Annotated in this window: 21 protein-coding genes; 11 read left to right on the top strand and 10 right to left on the bottom strand. The window is 73.9% G+C overall.

Going from position 1 to position 26,360, the window contains the following annotated elements:
* Nucleotides 1-118: 118 nt before the first annotated feature.
* Complete coding sequence (locus ACIP98_RS12715) at nt 119-883, bottom strand: SDR family oxidoreductase (RefSeq protein ID WP_319659531.1); 765 nt, start codon at nt 881-883, stop codon at nt 119-121.
* A 146-nt stretch (nt 884-1,029) separates the two neighbouring features.
* On the opposite strand from ACIP98_RS12715, the gene ACIP98_RS12720 reads away from it, so the two are divergent.
* Both ACIP98_RS12720 and ACIP98_RS12725 read left to right on the top strand, forming a co-directional pair.
* Nucleotides 1,030-1,644 (top strand): TetR/AcrR family transcriptional regulator, encoded by a 615-nt coding sequence (locus ACIP98_RS12720; RefSeq protein ID WP_319659530.1) that lies wholly within the window; start codon nt 1,030-1,032, stop codon nt 1,642-1,644.
* 74 nt (nt 1,645-1,718) lie between these two features.
* On the top strand, nt 1,719-2,180 hold the full coding sequence (locus ACIP98_RS12725; protein WP_319659529.1) for a MaoC/PaaZ C-terminal domain-containing protein: 462 nt from the start codon (nt 1,719-1,721) through the stop codon (nt 2,178-2,180).
* Here the strand turns inward: ACIP98_RS12725 and ACIP98_RS12730 are convergent.
* The gene (locus ACIP98_RS12730) at nt 2,140-3,447 is read right to left on the bottom strand and encodes an MFS transporter (RefSeq protein ID WP_319659528.1); all 1,308 of its coding nucleotides are present in this window, start codon (nt 3,445-3,447) and stop codon (nt 2,140-2,142) included. The genes ACIP98_RS12725 and ACIP98_RS12730 overlap by 41 nt on opposite strands.
* Nucleotides 3,448-3,611: 164 nt before the next feature.
* Between ACIP98_RS12730 and ACIP98_RS12735 the strand changes: the two genes are divergently transcribed.
* Nucleotides 3,612-3,905 carry an antibiotic biosynthesis monooxygenase family protein gene (locus tag ACIP98_RS12735; protein WP_319659527.1) on the top strand — a complete coding sequence of 98 codons (294 nt, stop codon included), beginning with the start codon at nt 3,612-3,614 and terminating at the stop codon, nt 3,903-3,905.
* 40 nt (nt 3,906-3,945) lie between these two features.
* Here the strand turns inward: ACIP98_RS12735 and ACIP98_RS12740 are convergent, their stop codons facing one another.
* Both ACIP98_RS12740 and ACIP98_RS12745 read right to left on the bottom strand, forming a co-directional pair.
* The gene (locus tag ACIP98_RS12740; RefSeq protein ID WP_319659526.1) at nt 3,946-4,701 is read right to left on the bottom strand and encodes a glucose 1-dehydrogenase; all 756 of its coding nucleotides are present in this window, start codon (nt 4,699-4,701) and stop codon (nt 3,946-3,948) included.
* A 93-nt stretch (nt 4,702-4,794) separates the two neighbouring features.
* Complete coding sequence (locus tag ACIP98_RS12745; RefSeq protein WP_319659525.1) at nt 4,795-5,415, bottom strand: CGNR zinc finger domain-containing protein; 621 nt, start codon at nt 5,413-5,415, stop codon at nt 4,795-4,797.
* A 38-nt stretch (nt 5,416-5,453) separates the two neighbouring features.
* On the opposite strand from ACIP98_RS12745, the gene ACIP98_RS12750 reads away from it, so the two are divergent.
* Together ACIP98_RS12750 and ACIP98_RS12755 are read left to right on the top strand one after the other, a co-directional pair.
* Entirely contained in the window at nt 5,454-6,671 is a 1,218-nt protein-coding gene (locus tag ACIP98_RS12750) for an MFS transporter (protein ID WP_319659523.1), read from the top strand.
* A gap of 28 nt (nt 6,672-6,699) precedes the next feature.
* The gene (locus ACIP98_RS12755) at nt 6,700-7,638 is read left to right on the top strand and encodes a 2-dehydropantoate 2-reductase (protein ID WP_319659522.1); all 939 of its coding nucleotides are present in this window, start codon (nt 6,700-6,702) and stop codon (nt 7,636-7,638) included.
* A 76-nt stretch (nt 7,639-7,714) separates the two neighbouring features.
* Here ACIP98_RS12755 and ACIP98_RS12760 read toward each other — a convergent pair whose 3' ends face one another.
* Genes ACIP98_RS12760 through ACIP98_RS12785 form a run of 6 tightly spaced genes read right to left on the bottom strand, consistent with a single transcriptional unit; the run spans nt 7,715 to nt 13,150 of the window.
* Nucleotides 7,715-8,965, bottom strand: coding sequence for a cytochrome P450 (locus tag ACIP98_RS12760; RefSeq protein WP_319659521.1), 1,251 nt, complete (start codon nt 8,963-8,965; stop codon nt 7,715-7,717).
* A complete protein-coding gene (locus ACIP98_RS12765; RefSeq protein WP_401975490.1) occupies nt 8,962-10,212 on the bottom strand; it encodes a cytochrome P450 in 1,251 nt (416 codons plus the stop codon). The genes ACIP98_RS12760 and ACIP98_RS12765 overlap by 4 nt, the downstream gene beginning before the upstream one ends.
* On the bottom strand, nt 10,209-10,838 hold the full coding sequence (locus ACIP98_RS12770; protein WP_319659519.1) for an ATP/GTP-binding protein: 630 nt from the start codon (nt 10,836-10,838) through the stop codon (nt 10,209-10,211). The genes ACIP98_RS12765 and ACIP98_RS12770 overlap by 4 nt, the downstream gene beginning before the upstream one ends.
* Nucleotides 10,819-11,178, bottom strand: coding sequence for a DUF742 domain-containing protein (locus ACIP98_RS12775; protein ID WP_319659518.1), 360 nt, complete (start codon nt 11,176-11,178; stop codon nt 10,819-10,821). The genes ACIP98_RS12770 and ACIP98_RS12775 overlap by 20 nt, the downstream gene beginning before the upstream one ends.
* On the bottom strand, nt 11,175-11,633 hold the full coding sequence (locus ACIP98_RS12780; RefSeq protein WP_319659517.1) for a roadblock/LC7 domain-containing protein: 459 nt from the start codon (nt 11,631-11,633) through the stop codon (nt 11,175-11,177). The genes ACIP98_RS12775 and ACIP98_RS12780 overlap by 4 nt, the downstream gene beginning before the upstream one ends.
* A complete protein-coding gene (locus ACIP98_RS12785) occupies nt 11,630-13,150 on the bottom strand; it encodes a sensor histidine kinase (protein WP_401975494.1) in 1,521 nt (506 codons plus the stop codon). The genes ACIP98_RS12780 and ACIP98_RS12785 overlap by 4 nt, the downstream gene beginning before the upstream one ends.
* A gap of 672 nt (nt 13,151-13,822) precedes the next feature.
* On the opposite strand from ACIP98_RS12785, the gene ACIP98_RS12790 reads away from it, so the two are divergent.
* The 6 genes from ACIP98_RS12790 to ACIP98_RS12815 all read left to right on the top strand — a co-directional run bounded on the left by ACIP98_RS12790 (nt 13,823) and on the right by ACIP98_RS12815 (nt 25,248).
* A complete protein-coding gene (locus ACIP98_RS12790; RefSeq protein ID WP_401975497.1) occupies nt 13,823-14,833 on the top strand; it encodes a BTAD domain-containing putative transcriptional regulator in 1,011 nt (336 codons plus the stop codon).
* 89 nt (nt 14,834-14,922) lie between these two features.
* Nucleotides 14,923-17,160 (top strand): TOMM precursor leader peptide-binding protein, encoded by a 2,238-nt coding sequence (locus tag ACIP98_RS12795; protein ID WP_401975498.1) that lies wholly within the window; start codon nt 14,923-14,925, stop codon nt 17,158-17,160.
* 304 nt (nt 17,161-17,464) lie between these two features.
* Entirely contained in the window at nt 17,465-19,633 is a 2,169-nt protein-coding gene (locus ACIP98_RS12800) for a TOMM precursor leader peptide-binding protein (RefSeq protein ID WP_401975631.1), read from the top strand.
* Nucleotides 19,634-19,706: 73 nt separating this feature from the next.
* Entirely contained in the window at nt 19,707-21,401 is a 1,695-nt protein-coding gene (locus tag ACIP98_RS12805; RefSeq protein WP_401975500.1) for a nitroreductase family protein, read from the top strand.
* Nucleotides 21,402-21,469: 68 nt separating this feature from the next.
* The gene (locus tag ACIP98_RS12810) at nt 21,470-24,175 is read left to right on the top strand and encodes a lantibiotic dehydratase (protein WP_401975633.1); all 2,706 of its coding nucleotides are present in this window, start codon (nt 21,470-21,472) and stop codon (nt 24,173-24,175) included.
* Complete coding sequence (locus tag ACIP98_RS12815; RefSeq protein WP_401975502.1) at nt 24,172-25,248, top strand: lantibiotic dehydratase C-terminal domain-containing protein; 1,077 nt, start codon at nt 24,172-24,174, stop codon at nt 25,246-25,248. The genes ACIP98_RS12810 and ACIP98_RS12815 overlap by 4 nt, the downstream gene beginning before the upstream one ends.
* The last annotated feature ends 1,112 nt before the right edge of the window (nt 25,249-26,360 follow it).

Below are 26,360 nucleotides of genomic sequence, written 5' to 3' on the forward strand. Positions count from 1 at the left end.
CGGGTGGCCCCGGCCCCGGCAACGCTGCGCCGGGGCCGGTGGGTGCGGGACCGGTGGGTACGGGTGCGGATCGTGCGGGTGCGGGTGCGGTCGGGCGGCTGCGGCGACGCGGGAGCCGTCAGATGGCTCCGCCGTTGGCGTAGACGACCTGGCCGTTGATCCAGCGGGCGGGGCCGGCGAGGAACGAGATCACCTCGGCGGCGTCCTCGGGGCTCCCCAGGCGCCCGAAGGGGGTGACCGAGGAGAGCCGGTCGATGGTGGCCTGGTCCTTGCCCTGCAGGAACAGCGGGGTGGAGGTCGGGCCGGGGGCGACGGCGTTGACGGTGATGTCGCGGCCGCGCAGCTCACGGGCGAGGATCAGCGTCATGGCGTCCACCGCGCCCTTGGTGGCGGCGTAGGCGGTGTAGGCCGGCAGGGCCAGCTTGGTCACGCTGGTCGAGAGGTTGATGATGGCGCCGCCGGCGCGCACCCGCCGTGCGGCCTGCCGGCTCATGACGAAGGTGCCGCGCACGTTGGTGCGGTGCATCCGGTCGAAGTCGTCGAAGTCCAGTTCCGTCAGCGGGCTCACCAGCATGATCCCCGCGGTGTTCACCACCACGTCGACGCCGCCGTAGGCCTGCTCGGCCCGGTCGAAGAGGGCGGCGACCTCGTCCTCGTCCGCCACGTCGGCCCGGACGGCCATCGCGGTGCCGCCGGCGGTGACGACGGCGTCGACGGCCTCCTTGGCGCGTCCGGGGTTGCCCGCGTAACCGATGACGACCTTCATGCCGTCGGCGGCCAGGCGCTCGGCGGTGGCACGGCCGATGCCGCCGGAGCCGCCGGTGACGATGGCGACCCGGCCGGTGGAGGGGGTGGCGGGCGTGGAGGTCTCGGGGGTGGTCATGGCAGGGGGTCCTTCCGGTCTCGTACTCCCGTGGCCGGTCGGCCGCGGCAACGTTTAATGGACGCTGAGTCCATATAAGCACGGATGTAGACGCCGCGTCCATATAAAATGTTCCCGAGACCTCCGGACCAGGGAAGAGGACCGCCATGACATCAGCATCGGAACCCGTCCGCCGCGGCCGCGGCCGCAGGCCGGCCGACGAGGTGCGCGGTGACATCCTCAAGGCCGCGGGCGAGTTGCTGCTCGCCGACGGCATGGCCGCGTTCACCATCGAGCGGGTCGCCAACGCGGCGGGTGCCAGCAAGATGACCATCTACAAGTGGTGGCCCTCGAAGGGCGCGCTGGCCCTCGACGGATACTTCACCGCGGTGCGCGACACCCTCGCGTTCCCCGACACCGGCGACATCGCCGCGGACCTCACCGCCCAACTGCGTGCCTTTGTGCGCCTGATGACCCGCACCCGCGCCGGGCGGATCGTCGTGGAACTGGTCGGGCAGGCGCAGACCGACCCGGACCTGTCCGCGGCATTCCGGGAGCACTACTCCGGCCCCCGGCGCGCCTTCGCGGTCGAGGCGATCGCCCGGGCCCAGCAGCGCGGCCAGATCCGTCCCGAGATCGACCCCCAGGTGCTCGTCGACCAGTTGTGGGGAGCCTGCTACCACCGCCTGCTGATCCCCGACGAACCCCTCACCGAGGAGTTCGCGGTCGCCCTGGTGACCAATGTGATGGCCGGGATCGGAACCACCGGCCGCGGCGCCTAGCGGCCCCGTCCACCCCCCTACGCTGAATTTCGCACCGCCACTGGACTGGACCGCTGACAGCACCGGGAGCCGACATGCCGCTGTACTTCGAGGACTTCCACGCCGGCCAGGAGTTCACGACCCAGGGCCGCACGCTCACCGAGTCCGACGTGGCGTCCTTCGCCGCGTGGAGCTGGGACACCAACCCCGTCCACACCGACGCGGAGTTCGCCGCGCACACGCGCTTCGGCGAGCGCATCGCCCACGGACTGCTCGGGGTCTCCGTGGCCATGGGGCTGGCCTCGCGGCTCGGTGTCTTCGAGGGCAGTTCCGTGGCGCTCCTGGGCATCGACGACTGGCGCTTCCGCCGGCCGCTGCTCGTCGGCGACACCGTGCGCTGCCGGGTGGCGATCCTCTCCACCCGCCTGACCGGCCGGGGCGACGCGGGCATCCTGGTCCGCCGGTTCGAACTGCTCAACCAGCGCGACGAGATCGCGCAGGAAGGGAACATCGACCTCATGGTCGCTCTGCGTCCCTCCGGGGACGGGAGGGCCTGACGCCGGCCTGGGCGCCCTTGCGGCGCGGCAGCAGCGCCGGTGTCTGCAGCAGCAGCCCGAACGCGAGCAACCCGGCTCCGAAGCCGGTCAGCGCGACCCAGCCGCCCAGATGGTAGGCGACGGAGCCGAGCTGGGACCCCAGCGCGCCGCCCACGAAGAAGACCGCGATGTACGCGCTGTTCAGACGGGCGCGGGCGGTGGGGGCGAGCTGGTACACCGTGTGCTGCCCGAGGACGAGCGAGGTCTGCACGGCCATGTCGATCAGCACGGCGGCCAGCGCGAGCAGCAGGATCTGGTGCCGTCCGAGACCGGCCAGGACGAACGCGAGCGCGCCGGTGCCGAAGGCGGCGGCCGTCATCGGCCGGGTCAGACCGCGGTCCGCCCACCGCCCGGCCAGCGGAGCCACCGCCGCGCCCCCCGCCCCGGCGAGCGCGAACACGGCCACGCCGATCTCCGAGTAGTGGAAGGGCGGTCCGGTCAGTACGTAGGACACGGTCGTCCAGAAGGCGCTGAACCCGCCGAACATCAGTGACTGGTACGCGGCCCGGCGCCGCAGGACCCCGTGCCGGCGCAGCAGCCCCGCGGTGGAGCGCAGGAGCCGCCCGTACGGCAGGGCGGCCGGCGGCGCGCGGTCGGGGAGGGTCCGGCGCAGCGCCACCGCGAGGACGGCCATCAGCCCCGCCGAGACCAGGTACACCACACGCCATCCGGCGGCCTCGGTGATCAGGCCGCTCAGCGTCCGGGAGAGCAGGATGCCGGTCAGCAGCCCGCTCATCACCCGGCCCACGACGCGCCCGCGCAGATGGTCCGGGGCGAGTCCGGCGGCGAAGGGCACCAGGATCTGGGCGACGACGGACACGGCGCCGGCGACCAGGAGCGCAGCGGCCAGTACCCCGAAGCCGGGCGCCGTGCCCGCCGCGACGCACGCCAGTGTGGCGACGGCCAGCAGGACCGTGGTCAGCCGCCGGTTCTCGACGCGGTCTCCGAGCGGTACCAGGAAGATCATTCCGGCCGCGTAGCCGGCCTGGCCGACGGTGATCAGCGTGCCGGCCGTCAGCGCGCTGATACCGAGGGACTGCCGCAGGACCGCCAGCAGCGGCTGGGCGTAATAGAGATTGGCGACCGTCAGCCCGCACGCCACGGCCAGCAGGAGGACGAGCCGGCCGGGCGGGGCCTGGCCGGCGCCCCGGGTGGCCCGATCGCACGGGCCGCAGTGGCCGCAGTGGCCGGAACGGCCTGATGCGCCGGATCGGTCGATGAGGGGCATCGGTACCTGGGCGGTGAGGGACGGAGGGACGATAGGTGTAACAACCACATTCCCTCGGAACTGCCCCGTCACCCGTCCTCGGTGATGATGGAGGGCGGGTGCCCCGGTTTCCCCGTCACCCCGGCCGCGGCTCCGCGCCCCCGCCCGCCCAGGAAGGCGCTTCGATGCCCGAATTGCAGGTGATCGCCCGCTACACCGTCTCCGAGGGCCACGAGGAGGAGGTGTTCGCCCTGCTCACACGCCTGGCCGAGGCGAGCCGCGCCGAACCGGGCAACATCTCCTACGAGGTCTTCCACGCGCTCCAAGACGCACGGGACGTCGTCCTCCTGGAGCGCTACGACTCCCCGCGGGCCTTCGCGGTGCACCGTGAGTCGCTGCACTTCAAGGACCTGGTCCTCAGGCGGATCGCCCCGCTGCTCGACAGCCGCGTGGTCACGACCTACGAGGCCGGCGAATAGCCCCGTCCCAGCGAGCGGCGCCGGGCGACCGGCCGCTCCGTCAGGTCTGGAACTGGTTGATCCCGCCGTCCACGTAGATCTCGCCGCCGGTGGTGAAGGAGCTGCGGTCGGACGCGAGGAAGAGCACCGCTTCCGCCACCTCCTCCGGGCGCCCGAGCCGCCCGAGCGGGATGCCCGAGGCCAGGGCGGCCTTGAAGGCGTCCTTCGCGGCCGGGTCGGGGGCCAGGCCCTCGATGCCGGGGGTGTCGATCGGGCCGGGGCTGACGGCGTTGACCCGGACACCGCGGTGGCGCAGTTCGTTGGCCAGGGAGCGGGTGAGGGTGCGCAGCGCGCCCTTGGTGGCGGAGTAGACGCTCAGGCCCTCCTTGGCCGCGGTCTGCTCGGTGGAGGCATTGATGACGATCGACGCCCCTTCGGCGAGGAGGGGCAGCGCCTTCTGGACGGTGAAGAACACGCCCTTGACGTTGGCGGCGAAGGTCGCGTCGAAGTACTCCTCGGTGACGTCCTCGATCAGGAGCGTCTGCCCGGTGCCCGCGTTGGCGAAGACGACGTCCACCTGCCGGCCGTGTTCGGCCACGGTCGCGTACAGGCGGTCGAGGTCGGCGAGGTCGGACACGTCGCCCCGGAAGCCCACGGTGTCGCCGCCGATCGCGGCGACGGCGGCGTCGAGGGACTCCTGGCGCCGGCCGGTGACGAAGACGAGGGCGCCCTCCTCGGTGAACCGCCGCGCCGTCGCCAGGCCGATGCCGGTCGTGCCGCCGGTGACGACCGCCGTCCTGCCGGTGAGTTCTCCCATGGCGTGCTCCCGTCCGCTCCTGGTGTCAGCGTCGTGTGCCGCCCTCCCATCGTGGCAGCGGGTGGTGCGGACCGGCGACCGCGGCGATTCGCGTCAGGGCCGGGCGGCGCGCCGCCGGTGGCGGGCCGCCTTGGCGCTGTTGCCGCACCGCTCCATGGAGCACCACCTGCGCGGCTTGCCGGAGCCGGGGCCGTTGTCGAGGTAGATCATGCGGCAGGCCTCCGCGTCGCAGGTGCGCAGCAGGGCCCGCGTGCGGGGGTCGGTCATGACGGCGATCAGGTCCCGGGCCACCGCGGACAGCAGCTCGGCGGTCGTCAGCGAGGGAGCGGGGCCGTGCGCGAGCCGTCCGTCCGCGTCGGTCGGCAGCCGGGGCGCGGGCGGGGCGACCCGGGCCAGCGTGTTGAGCAGGGACACCGACTCCGGTCGCGGGGCGCGGTCGTCCAGATGGGCCGTGACGACGTCGTGGGCGGCGTCGCGCAGTGTGCGCAGCGCGGCGAGGAGCGCGGCCGGGTCCTCCTCGTCCCGCGGGGCGAGACCGACGCCCGCGCACCACGCGCGCAGGCGCTCGGGCCCGTCCAGGCGTTCGATGGGGGTGCTGGGCCTGCGGCCGACGGTGGCGACGAGGTCGAGCGACAGCGATCCGGCGTCGAACCGCAGGGACCGGGCCTTGGCCGTGATCCGGGTCCGCGGGGTGGCCGGGACTTCCTCGATCATGTGACAATAGTAACCAGGAAAACGGTTACCAAGGACAGATGATGCGACCCTGGATGCGTGCGGCCTCGGCGATGTTCGTCGTCGGCTGGGGTGCGAACCAGTTCTCGCCACTGCTCCTGGTCTACCGCGCCGACAGCGGGGTGTCCGGGAGTGTGGTCACCACCGCCTTCGCGGCCTACGCCGTCGGGCTGATCCCCGCGCTGCTGCTCGCGGCGCGCTTCGCACAGCGGTACGGGCGGCGGCAGGTGATGTGCGCCGCCCTGCTCCTGTCGGCCGTCGCCTCGGCCGTCCTCCTCACCGGCGGCGACCGGTTCTGGGCGCTGATGCTCGGGCGGCTGGTCGCCGGTGTCGCGTCCGGCGCGGCCTTCGGCCCGGGCACCGCGTGGATCAAGGACCTGTCGGCGGACGCGGGCCCCGGCGCGGGCGCGCGGCGCGCCGCCGTCGCACTGTCCGCGGGATTCGGCGGCGGCCCGCTGGTGGCGGGCGTCCTGGCCCAGTGGCTGACCGCACCCGAGGCACTGCCCTATCTCGTGCACCTGGGCCTGACGGCGGCCGTGGCGCCGATGGTGTGGCACACGCCCGACCCTGCCGCGCCCCACCCGGTCGCGCCCGCCGCGAGCGCACGGCCCCAGGCCCGTCCCCGGCTGCGGGCCGCGCTCCTGCAGCGGGAGTTCCGCTGGGAAGTGGCGCCCTCGGCGCCGCTCGTCTTCGGCGCGCCCACCACGAGCTTCGCCGTGCTGCCGGCCCTCGTGCCGCTGCACGGCCCGGACATCGCGGTCGGCGGCGGCATCGCCGGGCTCACGCTCCTGACCGGCCTGCTCGTCCAGCCGCTGGCACGGCGGCTGTCCCGGCGCGGCTCCCATGTGACCCGGAACTGGGGGCTCGCCGCCGCGGTCGCCGGATTCCTGCTGGCCGCGGCGGCCGTCCGGCTGGCGGAGCCCGCCCTCCTGATCCCCGCGGCAGTGACCCTGGGGGCCTGCTACGGGATGCTGCTGGTGGCCGGGCTCAGCCAGGTGGAGGCCTGGGCGGCGCCGCGCGACCTCGCGGGCGCCGCGGCGGTCTTCTACTGCCTGGCCTACCTCGGATTCGTCACGCCGCTCGTCGTGACCGCCCTGCACGGCGTCCTGCCGCCCGCGCCCCTGTTCGTCTGCGCCGCCGCCACGACGGCGCTCCTCATACCGGCGACCGCCCTGCTGCACCGGGCGGCGCGCACCAGACAGGCCCAGCGCATGGGAACCACCGACGGCAGCAGCTGAATCACCCTGACCGGAAGGAAAGCACGTCATGCGGATCGTGGTTGTGGGAGCGGGCGGCGTAGGAGGCTACTTCGGCGCCCGGCTGGCCGAGGCGGGCCACGAGGTCACCTTCGTGGCGCGCGGACGGCACCTGGCGGCGATCAGGGAACGGGGGGCGCTGCTGGTGCGCAGCCCGCTGGGCGAGGCCAGGGTCGACGCGCGGCACTTCGTCGAGTCCCCTGCCGACGTGCACCGGGCCGACGTCGTCCTGGTCGCCGTGAAGCTCTGGGACACCGAGGACGTCGCGGCCGGGCTGCGGCATCTCACCGACGGCGGCGCCCGCGTGCTCTCCCTGCAGAACGGGGTGCAGAAGGACACGGTGCTCCGCCGCCACCTGCCCGAGGACGCCGTGTGGGGCGGCGTCTGCTACATCGCGGCGGTGATCGAGGAGCCCGGCGTCGTCGTGCACCGCGGGCAGATGCAGCGGATCGTCCTCGGCGCCTACCAGGGGCACCCGGCCGACGGCGTGGCCGAGTTCCACGAGGCCTGCGTGAAGGCCGGCATCGACGCCGAGGTCGGCGCGGACATCGCGCGGACGGTCTGGGAGAAGTACGTGTTCCTCACGGGCCTGTCCGCGACGACCAGCGCCGTGCGGCAGCCGATCGGCGTCATCCGCGGCAACCCCGCCACACGGGAGCTGCTGCGCGAGGTGATGGCCGAGGCCGTCGCCGTCGGGCGTGCCTCGGGTGTGGATCTCGACGAGGCGTTCGCCGACGCGCAGATGGCCGCCGTCGACACCCTCCCGGCCGGCATGACCTCGTCCATGGCCCACGACCTGGAGCGAGGGAACCGGCTCGAACTGCCGTGGCTCAGCGGTGGGGTGGTCGCCCTGGGGCGGGAACGGGGCGTGCCCACGCCCCGCAACCGGACCGTCGCCGACGTCCTCGCCCCCTACGAGCTCGGTCGCCCGGCCGCCCCTGACGCCTGAGCGTCGGCGCGGCCCGCTGCGGACCGGAACCGCCGCGCGCGGGAGGTTCCCCGTGCGCGGCGGTGGTGACTCACCGTCAGCCGACGACCCGGACCGGCAGTTCGAACAGGTCGTTCTGCGTCACGACGGGCTTGTTGCGCAGTTCCGAGGCCGGGACGGCCAGGGCCAGCCCGGGGAAGCGGGCGAACAGGGCCGGCAGCGCCACGCCCGCCTCCAGGCGGGACAGGGCCGCGCCGGGGCAGACGTGCGGGCCGTGGCCGAAGGCGATGTGCCGGATCGGCTCCCGCGTGATGTCGAACGCGCCCGCGGTCGGCCCGTGCTGCGCCTCGTCGCCGCCGATGGCCGCGTACGAGACGATCAGTGCCTCGCCCTTGGCGATGACCTTGTCGCCGACCGGGACGTCCTCGGTGGCGAAGCGGATCAGCACGTGCGAGGTCGGCGTGGAGTAGCGCAGCGTCTCCTCCACCACGGCCTCCCACGCCACCTCGCCCGCCAGGACGAGCGCGAGCTGGTCCGGGTGGGTCAGCAGGTTGACCACCGCGTTGACGATCAGCGAGATCGTGGTCTCGTGACCGGCGGCGATCATCAGCTGCAGGGTGCTCTGGATCTCCGCGTCGGTGAGGTGGTCACCGTCCTCGGAGGCCGCGATGAGAGCGCTCGTCAGGTCGTCGCCCGGCTCGGCGCGGCGGGCCGCGACCGTGGCGCCCATCATCTCCGCCAGCTCGCCGAGGGTGGCGAGCACCTCCTCCGGCGGGGTCTGGGTCGAGAAGAACTTCTCGAACAGCACCTTCAGGCGGGGCAGATGGGCCTCGTCGATGCCCATCAGCTCCTGCACCACGTACATCGGCAGCGGATAGGCGAACTCGGCCTTCAGGTCGATCACCTCGGCGTCCTGGGCGGCCTTCGCCACCCGGTCCAGCAGACCCGCGGTCAGCTCCTCGATGCGCTCGCGCATCCGCTCCACCCGGCGGGGGGTGAGCGCCTGGGCCACCAGTGCGCGCAGCCGGCGGTGGTCCGCGCCGTCCACCGTGAGCATGGAGCGGCCCGGGTTGGCCAGGCCGATCAGCGCCCAGTCGGCCGGTATCTCACCGCGGGTGAACGCGTCCCAGTGGGCGATGTCCTTCACCAGCCGCGGATCGGTGAGCAGCGCACGGGCCTCCGCGTGGTGCGTGACGGCCCACACGGGTACGCCGCCCGGCAGTTCGACCGCCGCGAGCGGGCCCGCGTCGCGCAGCAGCGCGCTCTCCGCGGCCAGGTCCTGCACCAGGGGGTCGAGCACGATGCGCGCGCCGTCGAGGGCGCTCGCTCCGGTGACGGGGCATTTCATGGACGGTCTCCAAGGGCCGGAGTGGGAGTGAAACGCACGGGGAGTTCGGTCATGCCCCGCAGCCAGGGGGACGGCCGCCGGACCAGGCCGCGCGCCGCCACCGCGAGATCGATGTCGGGCAGCCGGTCGAGCAGCACCTCGATCCCGGTACGGGCGATCACCTCGGCGATCTCCTGGGCCGGGAAGGGGCAGCGGTGCTCGCCGTGCCCGAAGGAGAAGAAGGCGTTGTTGCCGTGGGTCGGGCCGCCTCCCTCCAGGTGCACCTGGGGGTCGGCGTTGGCCGCCGCGAAACCGAGGATCAGCAGGTCGCCGGTGCGGATCTGGCGCCCGCCCACCCGCGTGTCGCGCGAGGCCCACCGTCCGGCGATGTTCTGCGTGGGCGTGTCCTCCCACAGCACCTCGTTCATCGCCTGGCCCACGCTGTGCCGGCCGCCGGAGAACGACGCGGCGAAGCGGTCGTCGGTCAGCATCAGCCGCAGCGAGTTGCCGATCCAGTCCGCCGTCGGCTGGTGGCCCGCGATGGTCATCACCATCATGTCCTGCACGATCTCCTCGTCCGAGAAGTCGTACCGGTCGGCGAGCATGCGGGAGACGACGTCGGGGCCGGGACGCTCCTTCTTCAGCTCCAGCAGCTCCGTCATGGCGGTGAAGACATGGGTCTGGCCCGCGATGGCGTCCTCGGTGCTGTCGACCAGGTCGTTGATCGCCTTGACCAGCGCCGGGCCCTGATCGTCGGCGAAGCCGTAGATACGGGCCAGCACGCGCACCGGCAGCAGGGTGGCGAACTCGGCCAGCAGATCGGCCCGGCCGCGGGCGCAGAAGGAGTCGATGAGCCGGTCGGCGTACCGCTCGGCGGTCCGCCGCAGCTCGAACGGGTCGACCGCCTCCATGGCGTGGCTCATCATCGCCGCACGCTGCCGGTGGCGTTCGCCGACCGTGTAGAGGATCGACGGCTGCTTGCGGCCGATCATCGGCAGCAGCGGCCAGTCGCCAGGGATGCGGTCCCACTGGTTCCACAGGTCGGAATCGCGGCTGAACAGCACGGGGTCGTTGGTGACGTGCAGCAGCTCCCGGTAGCCCAGCACCAGCCAGGCGGGCACGTCGCCGTCGAGCAGGACGGGCGCGACCGCGCCGTGGTCGCGACGCATCTCGCGGTAGAGCTCGGCGGGTTCGACGTGGAAGCGCGGGCCGCTGAAGGGCACGACGCCCGCGAACGCGTCCTCGGTGGTCGATGGCTCGGTGGTCACGGTGCGGTCGTCTCCCGGGCACGCGGGCTGGCGGCGGACAGGGTGTGCAGATGCCGGACGAGCGTGATCAGCACGTCCTTGGAGGACTGGCGCGAGCGCGCGTCGCACTCGATCAGCGGGATGCCGTCGGCGAGCGACAGCGCGTCCCGCACCTGCTCCTCGGTGTGCCGGGGGCCGCCGAAGTCGTTGCGGGCCACCACGAAGGGCGTCCCGTGGTGCTCCAGGCGGTCGATGGCGTACCAGGAGTCGTCCAGGCGCCGCGTGTCGACCAGCACGACCGCGCCGAGGGTGCCGCTGAACAGCCGGTCCCACAGGAACCAGAAGCGCTGCTGCCCGGGCGCGCCGAACAGGTAGAGGACGTTGCGGCGGTCCAGGCTGATCCGGCCGAAGTCGAAGGCCACGGTCGTCGAGGTCTTCGCCTGGACACCGGCGAGGTCGTCCACGCTCTCGCCGGCCTGCGTCATCGTCTCCTCGGTGTTCAGCGGGCGGATCTCGCTGACCGAGCGGACCATGGTCGTCTTGCCCACGCCGAACCCGCCCGTGATCACGATCTTCAGCCCGTTGTCGGCGGTGGCGCTGAGCGGCCGCCGGGACGGCGGAGTGGGGTCAGAGGTTGCGTAGTCCAACGAGCACCTGCTCCAGGATCTCGGGGTCCGGCAGTTGGGCCGCCGTACGGGCGGTTCGGGGGTGGCGGGCGCTGATCCTGCCGGTCTCCAGCAGGTCGCCGAGCAGGACCTTGGTGATGCCGACCGGCAGTGCGAGGTCGGCGGCGAGTTCCACCACCGCCGTCGGCTGCCGGCACACGCGCAGGATCAGCTGGTGCTCCGACTGCATCCCGGGCGCCGGATCGCACTCGGCGACCACCAGGGTCACCAGGTCGAACACGTCCGACCCGGGCCGGCTGCGTCCTCCGGTGAGGGTGTAGAGCCGGTCCGGATCGTCGTCCCGGCCCGGGCGAGGGGTCATCCGCTGTCGCCGTCCGCGCCGCCGACCTCGCGGGGCGGCGCGCTCAGGTGCTCCCCGAGCTGCTCGACCAGTTCGCTCATGTTGTGGCCGATCACGCCGACGTCGGAGTCCTCACGGGCGACGACGGCCAGGTGGGCGCCGTCGCCGGCCTCCACGATGAACAGGATGCCGCCGTAGAACTCGGCCATGGCCTGCCGGACGCCGCCGCTGCCGTCGCCGAACTCCACGGACGCGCCCTGCGACAGGCTCTGGATACCGGCGGAGATCGCCGCGAGCTGGTCCGCCTGGTCCACGGAGAGCTCGGGGGTGCGGCACAGCTTGAGTCCGTCGCGGGACAGGACCAGTGCGTGGCGGGCGCCGGGCGTCCGCTCGAGCAGGTTCTCCAGCAGCCAGTTGAGTCTCTCGTCGGTGCTGGTGCTGCTGCCGTGGGTGCTGCCGGCTGCGGGTGCGGTCATCGGGAGTCGCTTTCTGGGTCCGTCGCGGTCTGCTGGTGGGGGGCCGCGGAGGGGTCTGGTGCGGGGGAGGGCTTGCGCTTGAGGGCTCCCCGGAAGGTGCTGAACCGGGCGGCGCGCGCCGCCGGCGTGTCGTCGTCGCGGGGAACGGACCGCCGGGCGCCGGCGGACGCTTCGACGTGGCGGGCGGCGGCCAGGGTGCGGCCGCGGCGGCGCTTGGGCAGGCCGCTCTCGCCGTACTCGGGTGACTCGGTGCCCGTATCCGGCTCCGCGGCCGCGTCGCCGGCCTGCGTGCGCGAAGGCGCGGCGGCCGGGGCCGGGTCCGGCCGCGGCGCGACGGGCAGCGGATCGGGGAGCAGGATCTCGACGGACTCGGCGTCCGCGGTGCCACCGGCGCGCGGACGGGTGATCAGTTCCTGGGGGACCATCACCACCACGCCGGTGCCGCCGCGCGCCGAGGGCCGGAACGAGACCTTCAGACCGTGCTTGCGGGCGAGCCGCCCGACCACCACGAGTCCGAGGCGGGTGCCGGACAGTCCCGTGAGGTCCCATCCGTTCGCCGCGACCGCGCTCTCGGCGCGGCGCAGCGCCACCTCGCCCATGACCAGTCCGCTGTCCTCGATGGTGATGACCGCGCCCGCGGGCACCTCCTCGACGTACACGTGGACCTCGGCGGTCGGCGGCGAGAAGTTGGCGGCGTTGTCCATGAGTTCGGCCAGGGCGTGCATCACGCCCTCGGCCGCGTGACCCACGATCGCCACCTCGCTGCTGGAGTGCAGCCGCACGCGCTGGTAACCGCTGATGCGGCCCATCGCGCCGCGCAGGATCGACTCCATCCGGATCGGCTTGGCCCAACGGCGTCCCGAACGCGCCCCGGCGAGCACGGCGATGCTGTCGGCGAGCCGGCCGGCCTGGGCCGTGCGGTGGTCGAGGTGGAGGAGGTCGCCGAGGACCGCGGGGTCGCCGTGCCGGTGCTCCATCTCCCGCAGGTCCGCCAGCATGCTGGTGGTCAGCGCCTGCATGCGCCCGGCGGCGTTGGAGCCCGCGGACATGGCCGCGGCGCGTCGCGACTCGCTCGTGGCGAGTTCCTCGGCGACCAGGGTCAGCGCCCGGCGCCGGGTCTCGTCCCGGGGGAGGGTGATGGCGGCGAGCGCGGAGGCCGCGGAGTCGCCGTGCGTCAGCCGGTCGATCAGGGCGGGGAGCAGTTCGCCCGCGAAGCGGGCGGTGTCCGCCTCCTCCTGGGCGAGTTGCTCCTCAAGACGGCGGGCCCGCCACGAGGACGTCGCCGCCACGACGGCGGCCGCGGCGAGGAGCACCACCCCGGCCGTGGCACCGACCGCCGCGGGCACCCGCGCACCGTCGGCGGCGGCCACCAGCCAGACTCCCGCCGATCCGGTGACGACCACCGGGGCGGCGACGGTCCGGGCCAGGTACGGGAGCGGCGGACGCGGCGGTTCTGGCACTGCGGCGGCTCGCGAACGCCCGGACCACAGTCGGGTGGGCTCGGTGTGCGCTGTCATGGATCGGTGACCTCGGGGCCGTGCGGACGGACGGACGGTGCGGACGGTGCGTAAAGGGCGCGGAAGGAGGTGACGTCACAAAAGAACACGCGTCCCGTCCGGCGGAGCCGGGGGCCTCGTGAACTCCGGCTCACTATATGCGAGTTCCTGACCGTGGCTGATCGTTCCCACGGTTACTTCTGTTCGCCGGTGAGGTTGCGCGGCGGCATCGGCCTCGTGACCGGCCAGGACGTGGGCCGGGAGGCGGCTTCGGGGAGATGCCGGCCGGAGGCGGCCGGCGCGGATCCCGGTGTCCGCGGTGATTCCCGGTGCCCGGCGTGCTCCGAGATGTCCGGCGCACGATCGCCGCGGGTGGTTCCGCGTCGCTCCGGTATTGGTGGGTGCCTTTCCTGGAGCGCGGTCGAAGACGCACCTCTGTTAATACTTCGTACATGCGGGTCGACACGCGTAGATGAATGAGGTGAAATGGTGCATACGGCTTCCCGGAAACCCCGTTGAACCGTTGCGGTCCTCTTGTGAGGGGTCTGTGAGCGGTGGTACGTTCGCCGACGTCAGCGGGGAGTGTGGGCGGAAATGCAGAAAAAGCAATCTGTCGACCATGTGCAAGAAGAGTCTGGCGGACCCCGATCGGGTGCGTCATTCGATTCAGAGGGATTCAGTCCGAGGTTTCTCATGCTGGGGCCGGTCCGGATAGCGGACGGCGGCGACGTCATCGCACTTCAGCCGTCGAAGCCCGCCAATCTCCTCGCCGCCCTTCTCTTACATCCCAATTCCACGGTGTCCGTGGAATTTCTGCAGCGGGTGGTGTGGGGAGAGGAGCGGTCGGGCACCGCGAAATCCGCGCTCCACACCTGCGTGCAGCGGCTGCGGCAGCTGTTCGCCCGTTACGGGGTCGCGAGCCGGCTCATCGAGGCCGTGCCCGGCGGCTACCGCATCACTGCGGACGCCACGACGCTCGACCTCATCGCCTTCCGCGACCTGCTGCGCAGCGCCGACGCCGCGGCCGACCCGGAGCAGGAGTTGCGCACCCTGCGCGCCGCGCTCGCCCTGTGGCAGGGGCCGCTGCTGGCCAACATCCACTCCGAGATCCTGCAGCGCGAGGTCGTGCCGCGGCTCACGGAGGAGCGACTGCGCGCCATGGAGCGGGTCTTCGACCTCGAAGCGGCCCTCGGGCGCAGCCGCCAGGTGCTTGCCGAGCTCTGGCCCGCCGCCCGTTCCCACCCCGCCCACGAGCCCTTCTGGGTGCAGCTCGTGGCGGCCCTGCACCACACGGGGCGGCGCGCGGACGCGCTGCGCGAGTACGGAGTGGTGAAGAGCTACCTGCGTACCGAACTCGGCGTCGACCCCGGTCCCGCGCTGCAACGGCTGGAGCTCGCGGTGCTGCGCGGCGACGAGCTGACGGCGGGTCCGCCCGCCGGCCGTGCCCTCCCGACGTCCCGTGCCAGTGGTCGAGACCATTTCCCGGCTCGTCCCGAATCCGGCGCCAAGGCCGGCCATGGCGGAAAGTCCTTTCTGGCCGGGGGTGCCGCGCAGGTCCTCGAAACACTCGTCGGCGCCGGGCTGCTGGAAGAGGGCCCCGCAGGCCAGTACCGAATGCACGACTCGCTGCGCATCCTCGCCAGGGGTGCGCTGGAAATGCGTTCCGACGCCGCCGGTCCCGATATGTCGCCCGGCACGACCTGAACGGTTCCCCGGCGGTGACCCCGACCGTTCCGGGAATCCGTGTGTCCCCGTGTGTCCCCTCATCGCGCCTTGCAAGGGAGTAATACGGCATGACCGCTGCCTACGAGGAAGTCGCGCACTCGTATCCCCGTATCCGTCGTGATGTGCTTTTCACCGAGACGCCCGCGGGCGTGGTATTCCACAATGCCCACGGAGGATTCAATCTCCAGGGCAGATCGGCGTACCGGTTCGCGTCACTGATCGTGCCCCACCTCGACGGGACGCACCGCGTCGAGGAGATGTGCGCCGGCCTCGGCGAGCAGCAGCGGTCCATGGTCGGGGAACTGGTGGGCGCCCTGTACGGACGGGGCTTCGCCCGTGACGTGGCACCCGGCAGCGACGGCCTGGACCAGCTCGACCCCGCGGTCGCGCGGCGCTTCGCACCCCAGATCGACTACATCGACCACTATGTGGGCGAGGCGGGCGGCCGGTTCCGCCGCTTCCGCGAGACCCGGGTCGCTGTGCTCGGTGACGACTCTGTCGCCCAGTGGTGCGCGCTGAGCCTCGTCCGCAACGGCTGCGCGGCGATCGCCGTCCCCGCGGCGACGGGTGACGACCCGTTCGCCGACGTCCTCGACGAGGTGCGTGCCCTGGCGGGCGAGGGGTGCCCGGTCGAGGTCGTCCGCCGGGACTTCGGCACCGGTGCGCACGCCGGATGGACGGACCTCGCCGGGTACGACGTGGTCGTCACCACAGGCGGTCCGCGCACCGTGCTCGGCCTGCTGGAGGCGGGCGTCCCCGAGGGCGTACGGCTGTTGCCCGCCTGGACGTTCGGCGGCCAGGCGGTCGCCGGCCCCGTCATGACCTCGGCCACGGCGGGCTGCTGGGCGTGCGCGGCGCTGCGCCTGGGCGCCAACGGCGAGCCGGGGGCCGCGGCCGACCTCTGGAGCGGTGCGAGCCTGGGCGAGCGCGGACGGTCCGCCACGGCCGGCGTGTCCGGACCGCCCGCGGCCATGCTCGGCAACCTCCTCGCGTACGAGGTGTTCCGGCAGATCACCGGTGCCCTCGCGCCGGAGACCGAGGGCCGCGTCGTCCTCCAGGACCTCGACTCCCTCGACGTCGTCACCGAGCCGCTGCTGCCGCACCCGCGCTGCCCGTTCTGCCGGGACGTCGACGGCGGCGAGGAGGGCTTCGCGGAACCCGCCGTCACAGCGCCCTACCTGATGGATCATCAGAACGAGGGGTCGGGCGAGGTCACTCCTGAAGCGGACGCCGACACCGCGATGGCCGCCCTGGACACCCGGTCGGTGCTCACCCACCCCCGGGCCGGCGTGCTGGCCGCCTTCGCCGACGACGCCTGGGAGCAGACGCCGCTCAAGGTCGGCACGGTGCGGCTCGGCATAGGCCACCGCGGGGCGCGCGAGATCACCGCCTTCGACGTGCACCACGTCGCCGGGGCCCGGCTGCGCGCCGTGCACCGGGCCGCCGAGACCTACGCCGAGCACGTCGTACCGCCGGACGGCCTCGTGCGCGGCGCCGCGCTGGAGACCGCCCGGGAGAAGTGGCCGCTGATCGCCCCCGACTCCCTGGACGTGGCTTCCGGCACGGGCGCCGGCGCCGCGCAGGTCCGCGCGTGGCTGCCCGCGACCTCGCTGACCTCGGGGCGTACCGCCCTGGTCCCGGCCGGTGCGGTGCGCACCTTCGGCGCAGACAACCACGACCGGGCGTTCCTGCCCACGTCCGCCGGTTCGGCGGCCGCCGCGTCCCCGGCCGCGGCGGCGACGCTCGGCCTGTACTCGGCGCTGTCGCTGCACGCCCTGACGCTCGCGCTGCGCGGCCGGACGGCGGTCACCCTGCTCCCGGCAGGCTGGGAGGGCGAGGACCGCGAACTGGTCTTCCTGCGCCGGTCGGCCGTGAACCTGGGCCTGACCGCCGAACTCCTCGACCTCGGCGGTCCCGAGGCGCCCGCCGCGGTCCTGGTCGCCCGCGCGGAGGACCCGCACACCGGCCGGACGTTCTGGGCGATCGGTGCCGGAGCCGCCCGCCGCCGGGCCGCCGTCACGGCCCTGCGCGACCTGCTCGGGCAGGTCCAACTGGGCCGCGAGACCGGGCTCGCCGCGCTCCCGGACACCGGCGATCCGCTGCTGGGCGACCTCGACCCGATGACGCTGGCCGTCACGGGGGAGGCCGTGGCCGGACACGAGCGGGCCCCGCGCACCGACCTGCCGGCCCGGCTCGCCGCCCACGACCTGGACGCCCTGGTCGTACCCACTGGTTCGGCCGACCTGCGGGCCGGCGGCGTCCACGTCGCCCGCGTCCTGCTGGCGCACGGGGCCGTGGATGCGTAACGACACGGAGCCCTTGCGGGCCGCCCACCAGGCCGCGCCGGGCGCGGAGTCCGTGCCGGGCCCCGGGGCGGCGTCCCGCGTGCAGGCGATGCCGAGCGCGGGGGCCTCGCCGGGGCCGCGGGCCGACCTGGGTGGGCCGGTCGTACCGCGTGCTGAGGATGCGTCGGGGCCTCTTGCTCTGCCGGGAGCCGGCGTCGGGTCCGGCGGCCGGGTCGTTTCGGGCCCGCCGGTCGCGTCTGGTCGGCGGGCTGTGGTGGGCGCGGAGGTCATGGCCGGTTCCGTGGCTGCTTCCGGCTCGCAGGCGATGCCGGGTGCGGAGTCCGTGCGCGGCGCGGAGGCTGCCCTCGGTGGGCCGGTCGTGCCGGGAGTCGACGTCGGGTCCGGCCGCCGGGTCGGCTCGGGCCCGCCGGGTGCGCAGGCCGCGCTCGGCGCGGAGGTCGCGGCGGACGCCGCGGGGCATCCACGTGCGGGGGCCGTGCGTGGTGCTGGGGCCGAGTCGAGCCGGCAGGTCGTTTCGGGTACCGGGACTGCGCCCGGCCCCGGGGCCGGGCCTCGGGCGGAGGGGGCGGGCGCCGGCTGCGCGGCCACGGGCGTGGAGGCGTTACTGCACCGCAGCCTGCGCAGCCACCGCGGTGGCGGCCAGGTGCGCGTCGCGGTGCTCGGTCTGCGTGACGAGCAGGCCGCGGCCACCGGGCCCGCCGACGGCGCGCACGCCGAGGGGGCGACCCCCGTTCACCTCTACGGGCATCACGCCCTCGTCGGCCCGGGCCCCGCTCCCGCGGCGCACGCGCCGTGCCCGCGCTGCCTGGCCCGCCGCTGGCAGGCCGTGCGGCCCGGCACGCTGCGCGACGCCCTCGAACTGGGCTCCGGTACCCGGCAGACGGGGGAGTGGCCCTTCACCACCGCCTTCGCCGTCGACGCCCTCGCCGCCCTCGCCGCCGCGGCCCGCGAACGCGCCCCGCAGTACGGCGGGTTCGGGGCCGTCCACCTCCTCGACCTGGAGAGCCTCCAGGTCAACCGGGCCGTCCTCGTCCCCGACGCGGAGTGCCCGCACTGCGACCGCCGCGTCGTCGACACCGCCGAGGGGGCCACGGTCACCGTACGCAGCGTGCCCAAGGCGGACCCGGCGGGCTTCCGCGCCCGGCACATCGACGACTACGACCTCCCGCTGGAGGCCTTCGTCAATCCGGTCACCGGCATGCTCGGCCCGTCCGTCGCCCCCGACCTCACCTCGGCGTCGACCGCCTCGACCGTCGGCTCCTTCACCCTGCGTTCGGGCAGCTACCTGCGCGAGTCCTACTGGGGCGGCCACACCGGCAGTTACGGACGCAGTGTCCGCGTCGGCCTGCTGGAGGGCATGGAACGCTTCGCCGGCATGCGCGCCCGCGGCAAACGCACCGCCGTCGTCGCGTCGTTGACCGACCTCGGCGACGACGCCCTGGACCCCCGCACCTGCGGTGTGTACTCCGACGCCTTCTACCGGCACCAGGACCTCGTCCGGCCCTTCGACCCGGACCGGCCCCGCCCATGGGTGTGGGGGTACTCGCTGCGCGACCGGCGGCCGCTGCTCGTCCCCGAAGTGCTCGCCTACTACCACGCACCCGGGGGACTGGAGAACCGCTTCGTCCAGGAGAGCTCCAACGGCTGCGCCTCGGGCGGAAGTCCGGAGGAGGCCGTGCTGTTCGGGCTCATGGAGGCCGTCGAGCGCGACGCCTTCCTCATCGCCTGGTACGCCGGCCTCCCGCTGTCCGAGATCGATCCCGCCACCAGCACCCGGCCCGCGACCCGGCACATGGTCGAGCGGCTGGCGATGTACGGCTACCGGGCCCGTTTCTTCGACACCCGGATCACCTTCCCGGTCCCGGTCGTCACCGCCGTCGCGCAGCGCACCGACGGCGGCCCGGGCACCCTGTGCTTCGGCGCGGGCGCGTCCTGGGACCCCGAGGCGGCGCTGGCCGCCGGACTCGCCGAGATCGCGACCGACGCCGTCAAGCTCCAGCGGCGCACCGAACGCGACCGGGACCGGCTGGAGGCGTTGGCGGCCGACTTCGGTTCCGTCCACGTCCTGCACGACCACCCGCTGATGTACGGGCTGCCCGGCATGGCCCGGCACGCGGCCTTCCTGCTGGACCGGGAGGACGGCCCCGCGCGGCCGCTGCTCCCCGTCGCCGGCCTCGGCACCGGCCGCCCGCCCGCCGCCGACCTGCGCGACGACCTCGACGCCGCCGTGGGGGCCGTCACCGCGCACGGCTTCGACGTCGTCGTGGTCGACCAGACGATGCCCGAGCAGCGCGACGCGGGGCTGCACACGGCCGCCGTCCTGGTCCCCGGACTGATCCCCATCGACTTCGGCTGGCACCGCCAGCGCGCGCTGCACATGCCCCGGCTGCGCACCGCCCCGCACGCCGCCGGCCTCACCGGCCACGTCCTGCGCGACGAGGACCTCAACCTCGCCCCGCACCCCTTCCCGTGAACCGCCGCCCACCCACCGCGGACGCCGCAGCAGACGCCGCAGCGGACGCCGCGGCAGACAGAGAGGAACGGACATGGGGGAGACCCATGAGTACGCGACCGCGGTGATGCGGCGCGGCCGGGTCGCGATGGAGCCCGCCGACTTCGTGCCCGACTGGGCGGACCGCCCGCGGAAGGAGAAGTTCTACCCCGGGGCCGAGCGCTTCCCGCTGCCCGACGGGGACTTCCCCGAGGACGCCGGCGTCGGCCGCGGCCTGTCGGGGCCGCACGGGGACGCCCCCTTCACCCTGCCGCTGCTCGGCGGCATGCTCCGCGACTCCTACGGGCTGGTCGGCCGGCGCCTCGCCGTGCAGGCCAACACCGACCTGGGCACGCTGCCGATGTACACGCAGGCCAACTGGTCGCGCGGCACGGCCTCGGGCGGCGGTCTCTACCCCGTCGGCGTGCACTGGGTCTCCGGTCCCTCCGGCCCGCTGACGCCGGGCGTGCACCACTACTCGCCGCAGCACCACGCCGTGCAGCGGCTGCTGACCGGGGACGTGACCGGCGAGGTCCGTGCGGCGGTCGGCGACGCCGGACTGCACCGGGACGCCGACCAGTTCCTCGTCCTCGGCGTCAAGTTCTGGCAGAACGCGTTCAAGTACAACAGCTTCAGCTACCACGTCGTGACGATGGACCTCGGCGCACTGCTGCAGACCTGGAGCATGTGGGCGCGCGCCCGCGGCCTGCGGATCGACCCCGTCCTGTGGTTCGACGAGCCGCGCCTGGGCCGGCTGCTCGGCGCGGACGCGGACGACGAGGGTGTCTTCGCGGTCGTGCCGCTGCGGTGGGAGGGCGCCGTTCCGGCCCAGGGCACGGCGCCGGCCGCCTCCCGCACCACCGGCGTCCGCACCTCCGGGGTCCGGCACCGCGAGCAGGAGCGCTCCCGCCGCGTCATCGCCTTCGACACCGTGCGCACGGTGCACCGCGCCACCACCGCGCACGCGGCGGAACGCCCGTCGCCCGGCGCCCTGGAGAGCGCCGCCGCCCCCGCGGTGCCCGCCGGCGGCGAACGGGTGCCGCTGCCGCCCGCCGCGCCCATGGACCTGAGCGTGCGCCGGGCCCTGCGCTCGCGCCGCAGCAGCTTCGGGCGGTTCACCGGCCTGCGGCCGCTGTCCGCCGCGCACCTCACCGCCGCCCTGCGGGCCGCCGCGGCGGGGACGGAACTCACCACCGACGCCACCCCGCCCGGCGGGCCCCGGCTCGCCTCGCTGTACGTCTTCGTCAACCACGTCGAGGGGGTGCCCCGGGGCACCTACGCCTTCGACCCCGCCACGGACGAACTGCGCCTGATCAAGCAGGGCGCCCCCGGGCCCTTCCTGCAGGCGCACTACTTCCTCAACAACTACAACCTGGAGCAGGCCGCCGCCGCCATCGTCCCCGCCATCCGCACGCACCAGGTCCTCGACGCCGTCGGCGAGCGCGGCTACCGGCTCGTCAGCGCCGCCATCGGTGCGGCCGCTCAGGCCGTGTACACCGCCGCGGCCGCGTCGGACACCGCCTGCGGTGTGGCGCTGGGCTTCGACAGTGTGGCCTTCGCCGAGGAACTGGGACTGACCGGGACGGGCGAACTGCCCCTGCTGCTCATGCTGGTCGGCAACGAACGCCCCCGCCCCGCGGACTTCCACTACGACCTCGCGCCGTCCCCGGTACCGAGCCCCCCGCGCCGTACCCCGGAAGGGATCGCGGAAGAGACCCCGGAAGAGATCCAGGAGGACGAGGACCGGTGACCACCTCGCTCACTTCGCCGGAGCTCGCGTCCGGCGCCGCGCCCGCCTCGGCGCTCTCCCCGCGCTTCATGATGCGCCTCGCCGGTCTGCCCGTCGAGGCGGCCGAGGCGCTGCGCAGCCCCGCCGCGCGCGGCTGGGCCGACGAGGTGCTGGCCGAGGAGGCCCGCCTGCGGGAGCTCGGCGCCCGCCTGAGCGACCCGCTCGCCGCGGTCGTCGAGGGCAACGAGGACGACGGCATGCGCCGGGAGGTGCTGCGTCTGCGGCGCGCGGTGTTCAACAACCGGCTCCCGCAGGACGTGCCCGCCGCCCTCGGCCTTGCCGCCCGCCTCGGAGGCACCACCGGCCACGACCTCGCCGGCTGGCTGCACGAGCGCCGCCACCTGGCGGAACTGCACGCCCGGGGACCCGAGTTGCTCGCGGAGGAGTTCGGCCGCGGCCGTGCCTCACTGCGCCGGCTCGCCGATTCCGAGCAGCTGCGGCTGGGCCTGCTGCTCGCCTCCCCGACGCTCGACGGGCAGCTCGACGCGTACATCCGGGGCGACGCGTCCGCGTCCGGCAAGCGCGGCCGCAAGATCGAGCGGTCGCTGCTCGCCTACCTGTACCGCACGGCCTGCAAGACCAGTCCCTTCAGCACCTTCACCGGGGTCGCGCTCGGCGTGTTCCGGCCGGACGCCGCCCCGGCGGGCGCCGTCGAGGTGGTCGAGAGCTGGTCCGGGCACGCCCGCCTCAACGTCGTCGTCCTGCGCCGCATCGCCGAGGCCGTGGCCGCGGACCCCGAGCGGCGCGGCGACCTGCTCGTCGGCCCGGCCTCCGGCTGGGAGCTGGACGACGAACGGGTGCGGTTCGTCCGGCGGTCGGTGACCGCGGGCGACGACAGCGCCCCCGTCAGCTTCGACGCCGCCCGGGACCGGCTGTTCTTCCTGCGCCGCAGCGGCGCGCTCGAAGGGCTGCTCGCCCTGCTCCGCGAGCGGCCCCGGCTGCGCCACCGGGATCTCACGTCGTGGCTGACCACCGAGCGCGACGCCAGTCGGGAGGACGCGGAACGCTACCTGTCGGCGCTGCTGCAACTGGGCATGGTGCAGCTCGACGGCCTCTACCCCGATGTGCACAGTCCCGACCCGGTCCGCGCGTTCCAGGACGCGCTGCGTGAGGTCGGCCGCCCCTGGGCGCTGGACGTCGCCGCGCGCCTGGACGGCGTGGCCGCGGCCGTCGACGCCTACCCCACCGCGCCGCTCGCCCGCCGCCGCGAGCTGCTGACCGGCCTCAAGCGCGACCTGCCCGCGCTCGTGGAGTCCCTCGGCGCCTCCGGAACGACGCTGCCGCAGACCCTGGTCTACGAGGACGTACGGGCCGGCGCGGCACCCGTCACCGCCGATCAGCGCACCTGGACCGATCTGGCGGCCGGCCCCCTGCGGTCGCTGGCGCGTATCCTGCCCGCGTTCGACGTGTCCCTGGCACAGCGGCTCACCTTCAAGGGCTTCTTCCTGGCCCGCTACGGCAGCGGCGGCCGCTGCGACGACCTGCTGCGCCTCGTCCACGACTTCCACGAGGACCTGTTCGAGCAGTATCTGCTGTTCACCTCGCAGCGCGGACCCCACGACCCCGCCGAGGGCCACGCCCCGGAGGAGAACTGGCTCGGGCTGCCGCAGATCACCGCACTCGACAAGGCCCGCGCCGCCTTCGTGCGCCGCATGCGCGAACTGTGGCGGGACCGGCCGCAGGGCGCGGAGGAACTGCGGCTGGACGAGGCGTTCGTGGAGGAGGTCGCCGGTGAACTCGTCCCGCTCGCCGAGGGCTTCGCCGCGCAGAGCCACTTCCTCCAGCTCGCCGCCCGCGAGGAGGACCCCCTCGTCGTCCTCAACGGCTCGTACGGCGGACTGTGCTTCCCCTTCACCCGCTTCACCCACTGCTTCGACACCGCGGGCGACGACCCCGGACTGTCGGCGGCGCTCCTGGCCGACCTGCGGGCGGCGCAGCCGGAGGGTGCGGTCTTCGCGGAGATCACCGCGGGCTCGGCGACCACGAACCTCAATCTCCACGGACGCATGACGGACTATCAGATCCTGTGTCCCGGCGAGACCGGCTCCGCCCCGCCCGAGCAGCGCATCCACCTGGACGACCTGTACGTGGAGCACGACGCCGAGCAGGACCGCCTGGTCGTGCGGTCCCGGCGGCTCGGCAAGGAGGTCGTCCCGCTCTACCTCGGCTACCTGGTGCCCATGGTGCTCCCGGAGATCCCCCGCACCCTGCTGCTGCTCTCCCCGACCTCCAAGACCGCCCTGGACGTGTGGACGGGCGTCCCCGAGGCGCCCGCCGCCGGCGGGGTCACCGCCCGCCCCCGGGTGCGGCACGGATCCGTCGTGCTGAGCCGCCGCAGCTGGACCGCCGACGCCGCCGCCCTGCCCGTCCGCCCCGGCGGGCAGGACGACGCCGGCTGGTTCCTGGCCTGGCAGCGCTGGCGGCGCGAACACGGCCTCCCCGCCCGGGTGTTCGCCACCGTGCACGCTCCCCGGGGCGCCGCCGGCGGCTGGGCGGGCGGCGGCTCCAAGCCGCACTACGTCGACTTCGACAGCCCCCTGTGCCTGGTCGCCCTGGAGGGACTGCTCAAGGAGCGTGCCGGACGGGTCGTCCTGGAGGAGATGCTCCCGGCCGAGGACGACCTCCACGTCCGCACCGCCCGCGGCCGGCACGTCGCCGAACTGGCGGTCGAGATCCTCCCCGCCGCCCCGGCACGCCCCGCACCCGACGAGGAAGGACACGGTGAGCGGTCATGACCTCACCCATCCAGGCCGGTACCGCCCCCACCGCTGCCGCTCCCGGCGCATGGCAGGCGCTGCACGTCTTCTACGCCGCCAGCCCGCGGCCGCTGCTGCTCGACTGCGTCCGGCCGCTGGTCGCCGAACTCGACTCCGAGGGGCTGCTGTCGGGGTACTTCTTCATCAACTACTGGCTCCAGGGACCGCACGTACGCCTGCGCCTGAAGCCGTCCTCGGCGGACGTCGCCGAGGAGGTCGGCGAGCGCGCGCTGCGGGCCGTGCGGGGCTTCCTCGCCACCCGCCCCGCGCTCTACGAGGTCAAGGCCGGCTTCCTCGCCGACCTGTACAACCAGCTGTTCGAGCTGGAGTACCCGCGGGAGCAGCGGGACAAGCTGGTCGGCCCGGACGGCCGGATGCTGCTGCGGGACAACAACTCCGTCAGCGTCGAGCCCTACGAGCCGGAGTACGGCAAGTACGGCGGCCCGGCCGGCGTCGCGCTCGCCGAATGGCACTTCCAGCGCTCCAGCGACCTGGTCATCGAGGCCCTGCGCACGATGAACCTGCACGTGCGCACCGTCCTGCTGGGCACCGCCGCCCAGTTGATGATGGTCATGTCGGCCTCCTTCCTGGACGACGACGAGCAGCTGGCGCACTTCCTGGAGCGCTACCACGCCTTCTGGGACGGCGCCTTCTCCGGGACGGAGTTCACCGCCCGCAAGGGCTACGACCGGGCCTTCGGCGACATGGGCGCCGAGCTGGGCCGCAGGTTCACCGGGATCCGGTCCGCCATCGCCGCCGGCGCCGAGGAGGAACTGCCCGGCTTCCTGCGCGGCTGGGCGCGGCACTGCCGCGAACTGGCCGGCCGGGTACGGGAGCTGGCGGCCGCCGGCCGGCTGGTCTTCCGGTCCTGGAGCGGCGACGACGAGTTCGAGGTCACCGAGCCGGGCCGGGCCCTGGCGATGCTCATGTCCCCGTACATGCACATGACCAACAACCGGCTCTCGGTGACCATCCGCGACGAGGCGTTCCTCGCCTACGTCCTCGCCCGCGCCCTGCGCGAGGGCACCGGCGCCGCAGAGGGGGAGCGGTGACCGCCCCGCCCTCCCTGCTCGCGCTGCGCCCGCGGCGCAGACCGGACCTGCTGATCGGGCCGTCCGTCCTGCGCGGCGCAACTCCCGTCCACCCCGTCAAGGACCCCGTCGGCGGCCGCCGTTTCGAACTGCGGCCCAAGGAGTTCTTCGTCCTGTCCCGGCTCGACGGCGAACAGACCCTCGGCGCCATCGGCGACGCCTACGCCCGGGAGTTCGGCGCCCGCCTGGACGACGCGCGCTGGCAGCAACTCCTCGGCCTCTTCGGCGCGCGCCGGCTGCTCGACGGCGGCCCGCTCCCGGAGCCGGCCGCGGCGGCTCCCGCGCCGCGCGTGCAGGAGGGCAGGTCCACCCTGCTCAACGGCCACGTGCGGATGTCCTCCGACGCCGGTGCGCTGATCGAGACCCTCCACCGGCGCACCGCCTTCGCGCGGACCCCGGTCTTCCTGGCCGCGCTGCTGGTCCTGGTCCTCGGCATGCTCGTGCACCTGACCGCGCGCCTGGGCACCCTCGTGCACGACGTCTCCCAGCTGGCGCAGCGCCCCGTGCTGCTGATGGCGGTCGGTGTCGTGCTGTGGGTGAGCCTGGCCCTGCACGAACTGGCGCACGGACTGGTCGGCCGGGCCTTCGGCGGCACGGTCGCCGAGATCGGGCTGCGCTGGCGGCTGCCGGTGACGTACCTGTACTGCCTCGTGCAGGACGTGGCGTTCTTCGCCCGGCGCCGCCACCAGATCGCCACCGCGGCGGCGGGCCCCGCGGCGAACCTGGTCTTCCTGCTGCCGTTCTGGCCGCTGTGGGCCTGGGCGCCGGACGACGGCCCCACCCACTACGCCCTCGGCGGGACGCTGCTGCTCGGTGTCGCGGTGGCGCTGGCCAACCTCGTCCCGCTTCCCCCGCTGGACGGCTACAAGCTGCTCGGCTACGCCGTCGGCATCGGCCAGCTGGCGGCCGGCAGCCGTACCTTCCTCGGTCATGCGGTGGCCGGCCGCTTCGGCCGCGGGCCGGGCGCGCGGGCCTATCCGCGCCGGGCCCGCGCGGTCTACACGCTGTACGGGCTGCTGGCCGGGGCCCTCACCACGGGAACGGCCGCCGCCGTACTGGCCGCCGCCTGCTGG

It is taken from the genome of Streptomyces sp. NPDC088354 (genome assembly GCF_044753585.1).
Taxonomy (GTDB): Bacteria; Actinomycetota; Actinomycetes; order Streptomycetales; family Streptomycetaceae; genus Actinacidiphila.

What these genes read in the sequence shown, in the direction of transcription:
- ACIP98_RS12720 (WP_319659530.1), top strand. Translation starts at nt 1,030, where the DNA reads ATGACATCAGCATCGGAACCCGTCCGCCGCGGCCGCGGCCGCAGGCCG.
- ACIP98_RS12785 (WP_401975494.1), bottom strand. Translation starts at nt 13,150, where the DNA reads ATGACAGCGCACACCGAGCCCACCCGACTGTGGTCCGGGCGTTCGCGA.
- ACIP98_RS12735 (WP_319659527.1), top strand. Translation starts at nt 3,612, where the DNA reads ATGCCCGAATTGCAGGTGATCGCCCGCTACACCGTCTCCGAGGGCCAC.
- ACIP98_RS12715 (WP_319659531.1), bottom strand. Translation starts at nt 883, where the DNA reads ATGACCACCCCCGAGACCTCCACGCCCGCCACCCCCTCCACCGGCCGG.
- ACIP98_RS12775 (WP_319659518.1), bottom strand. Translation starts at nt 11,178, where the DNA reads ATGACCCCTCGCCCGGGCCGGGACGACGATCCGGACCGGCTCTACACC.
- ACIP98_RS12730 (WP_319659528.1), bottom strand. Translation starts at nt 3,447, where the DNA reads ATGCCCCTCATCGACCGATCCGGCGCATCAGGCCGTTCCGGCCACTGC.
- ACIP98_RS12755 (WP_319659522.1), top strand. Translation starts at nt 6,700, where the DNA reads ATGCGGATCGTGGTTGTGGGAGCGGGCGGCGTAGGAGGCTACTTCGGC.
- ACIP98_RS12815 (WP_401975502.1), top strand. Translation starts at nt 24,172, where the DNA reads ATGACCTCACCCATCCAGGCCGGTACCGCCCCCACCGCTGCCGCTCCC.
- ACIP98_RS12800 (WP_401975631.1), top strand. Translation starts at nt 17,465, where the DNA reads ATGCCGGGTGCGGAGTCCGTGCGCGGCGCGGAGGCTGCCCTCGGTGGG.
- ACIP98_RS12810 (WP_401975633.1), top strand. Translation starts at nt 21,470, where the DNA reads ATGATGCGCCTCGCCGGTCTGCCCGTCGAGGCGGCCGAGGCGCTGCGC.
- ACIP98_RS12780 (WP_319659517.1), bottom strand. Translation starts at nt 11,633, where the DNA reads ATGACCGCACCCGCAGCCGGCAGCACCCACGGCAGCAGCACCAGCACC.
- ACIP98_RS12725 (WP_319659529.1), top strand. Translation starts at nt 1,719, where the DNA reads ATGCCGCTGTACTTCGAGGACTTCCACGCCGGCCAGGAGTTCACGACC.
- ACIP98_RS12790 (WP_401975497.1), top strand. Translation starts at nt 13,823, where the DNA reads ATGCTGGGGCCGGTCCGGATAGCGGACGGCGGCGACGTCATCGCACTT.
- ACIP98_RS12750 (WP_319659523.1), top strand. Translation starts at nt 5,454, where the DNA reads ATGATGCGACCCTGGATGCGTGCGGCCTCGGCGATGTTCGTCGTCGGC.
- ACIP98_RS12740 (WP_319659526.1), bottom strand. Translation starts at nt 4,701, where the DNA reads ATGGGAGAACTCACCGGCAGGACGGCGGTCGTCACCGGCGGCACGACC.
- ACIP98_RS12745 (WP_319659525.1), bottom strand. Translation starts at nt 5,415, where the DNA reads ATGATCGAGGAAGTCCCGGCCACCCCGCGGACCCGGATCACGGCCAAG.
- ACIP98_RS12795 (WP_401975498.1), top strand. Translation starts at nt 14,923, where the DNA reads ATGACCGCTGCCTACGAGGAAGTCGCGCACTCGTATCCCCGTATCCGT.
- ACIP98_RS12805 (WP_401975500.1), top strand. Translation starts at nt 19,707, where the DNA reads ATGGGGGAGACCCATGAGTACGCGACCGCGGTGATGCGGCGCGGCCGG.
- ACIP98_RS12760 (WP_319659521.1), bottom strand. Translation starts at nt 8,965, where the DNA reads ATGAAATGCCCCGTCACCGGAGCGAGCGCCCTCGACGGCGCGCGCATC.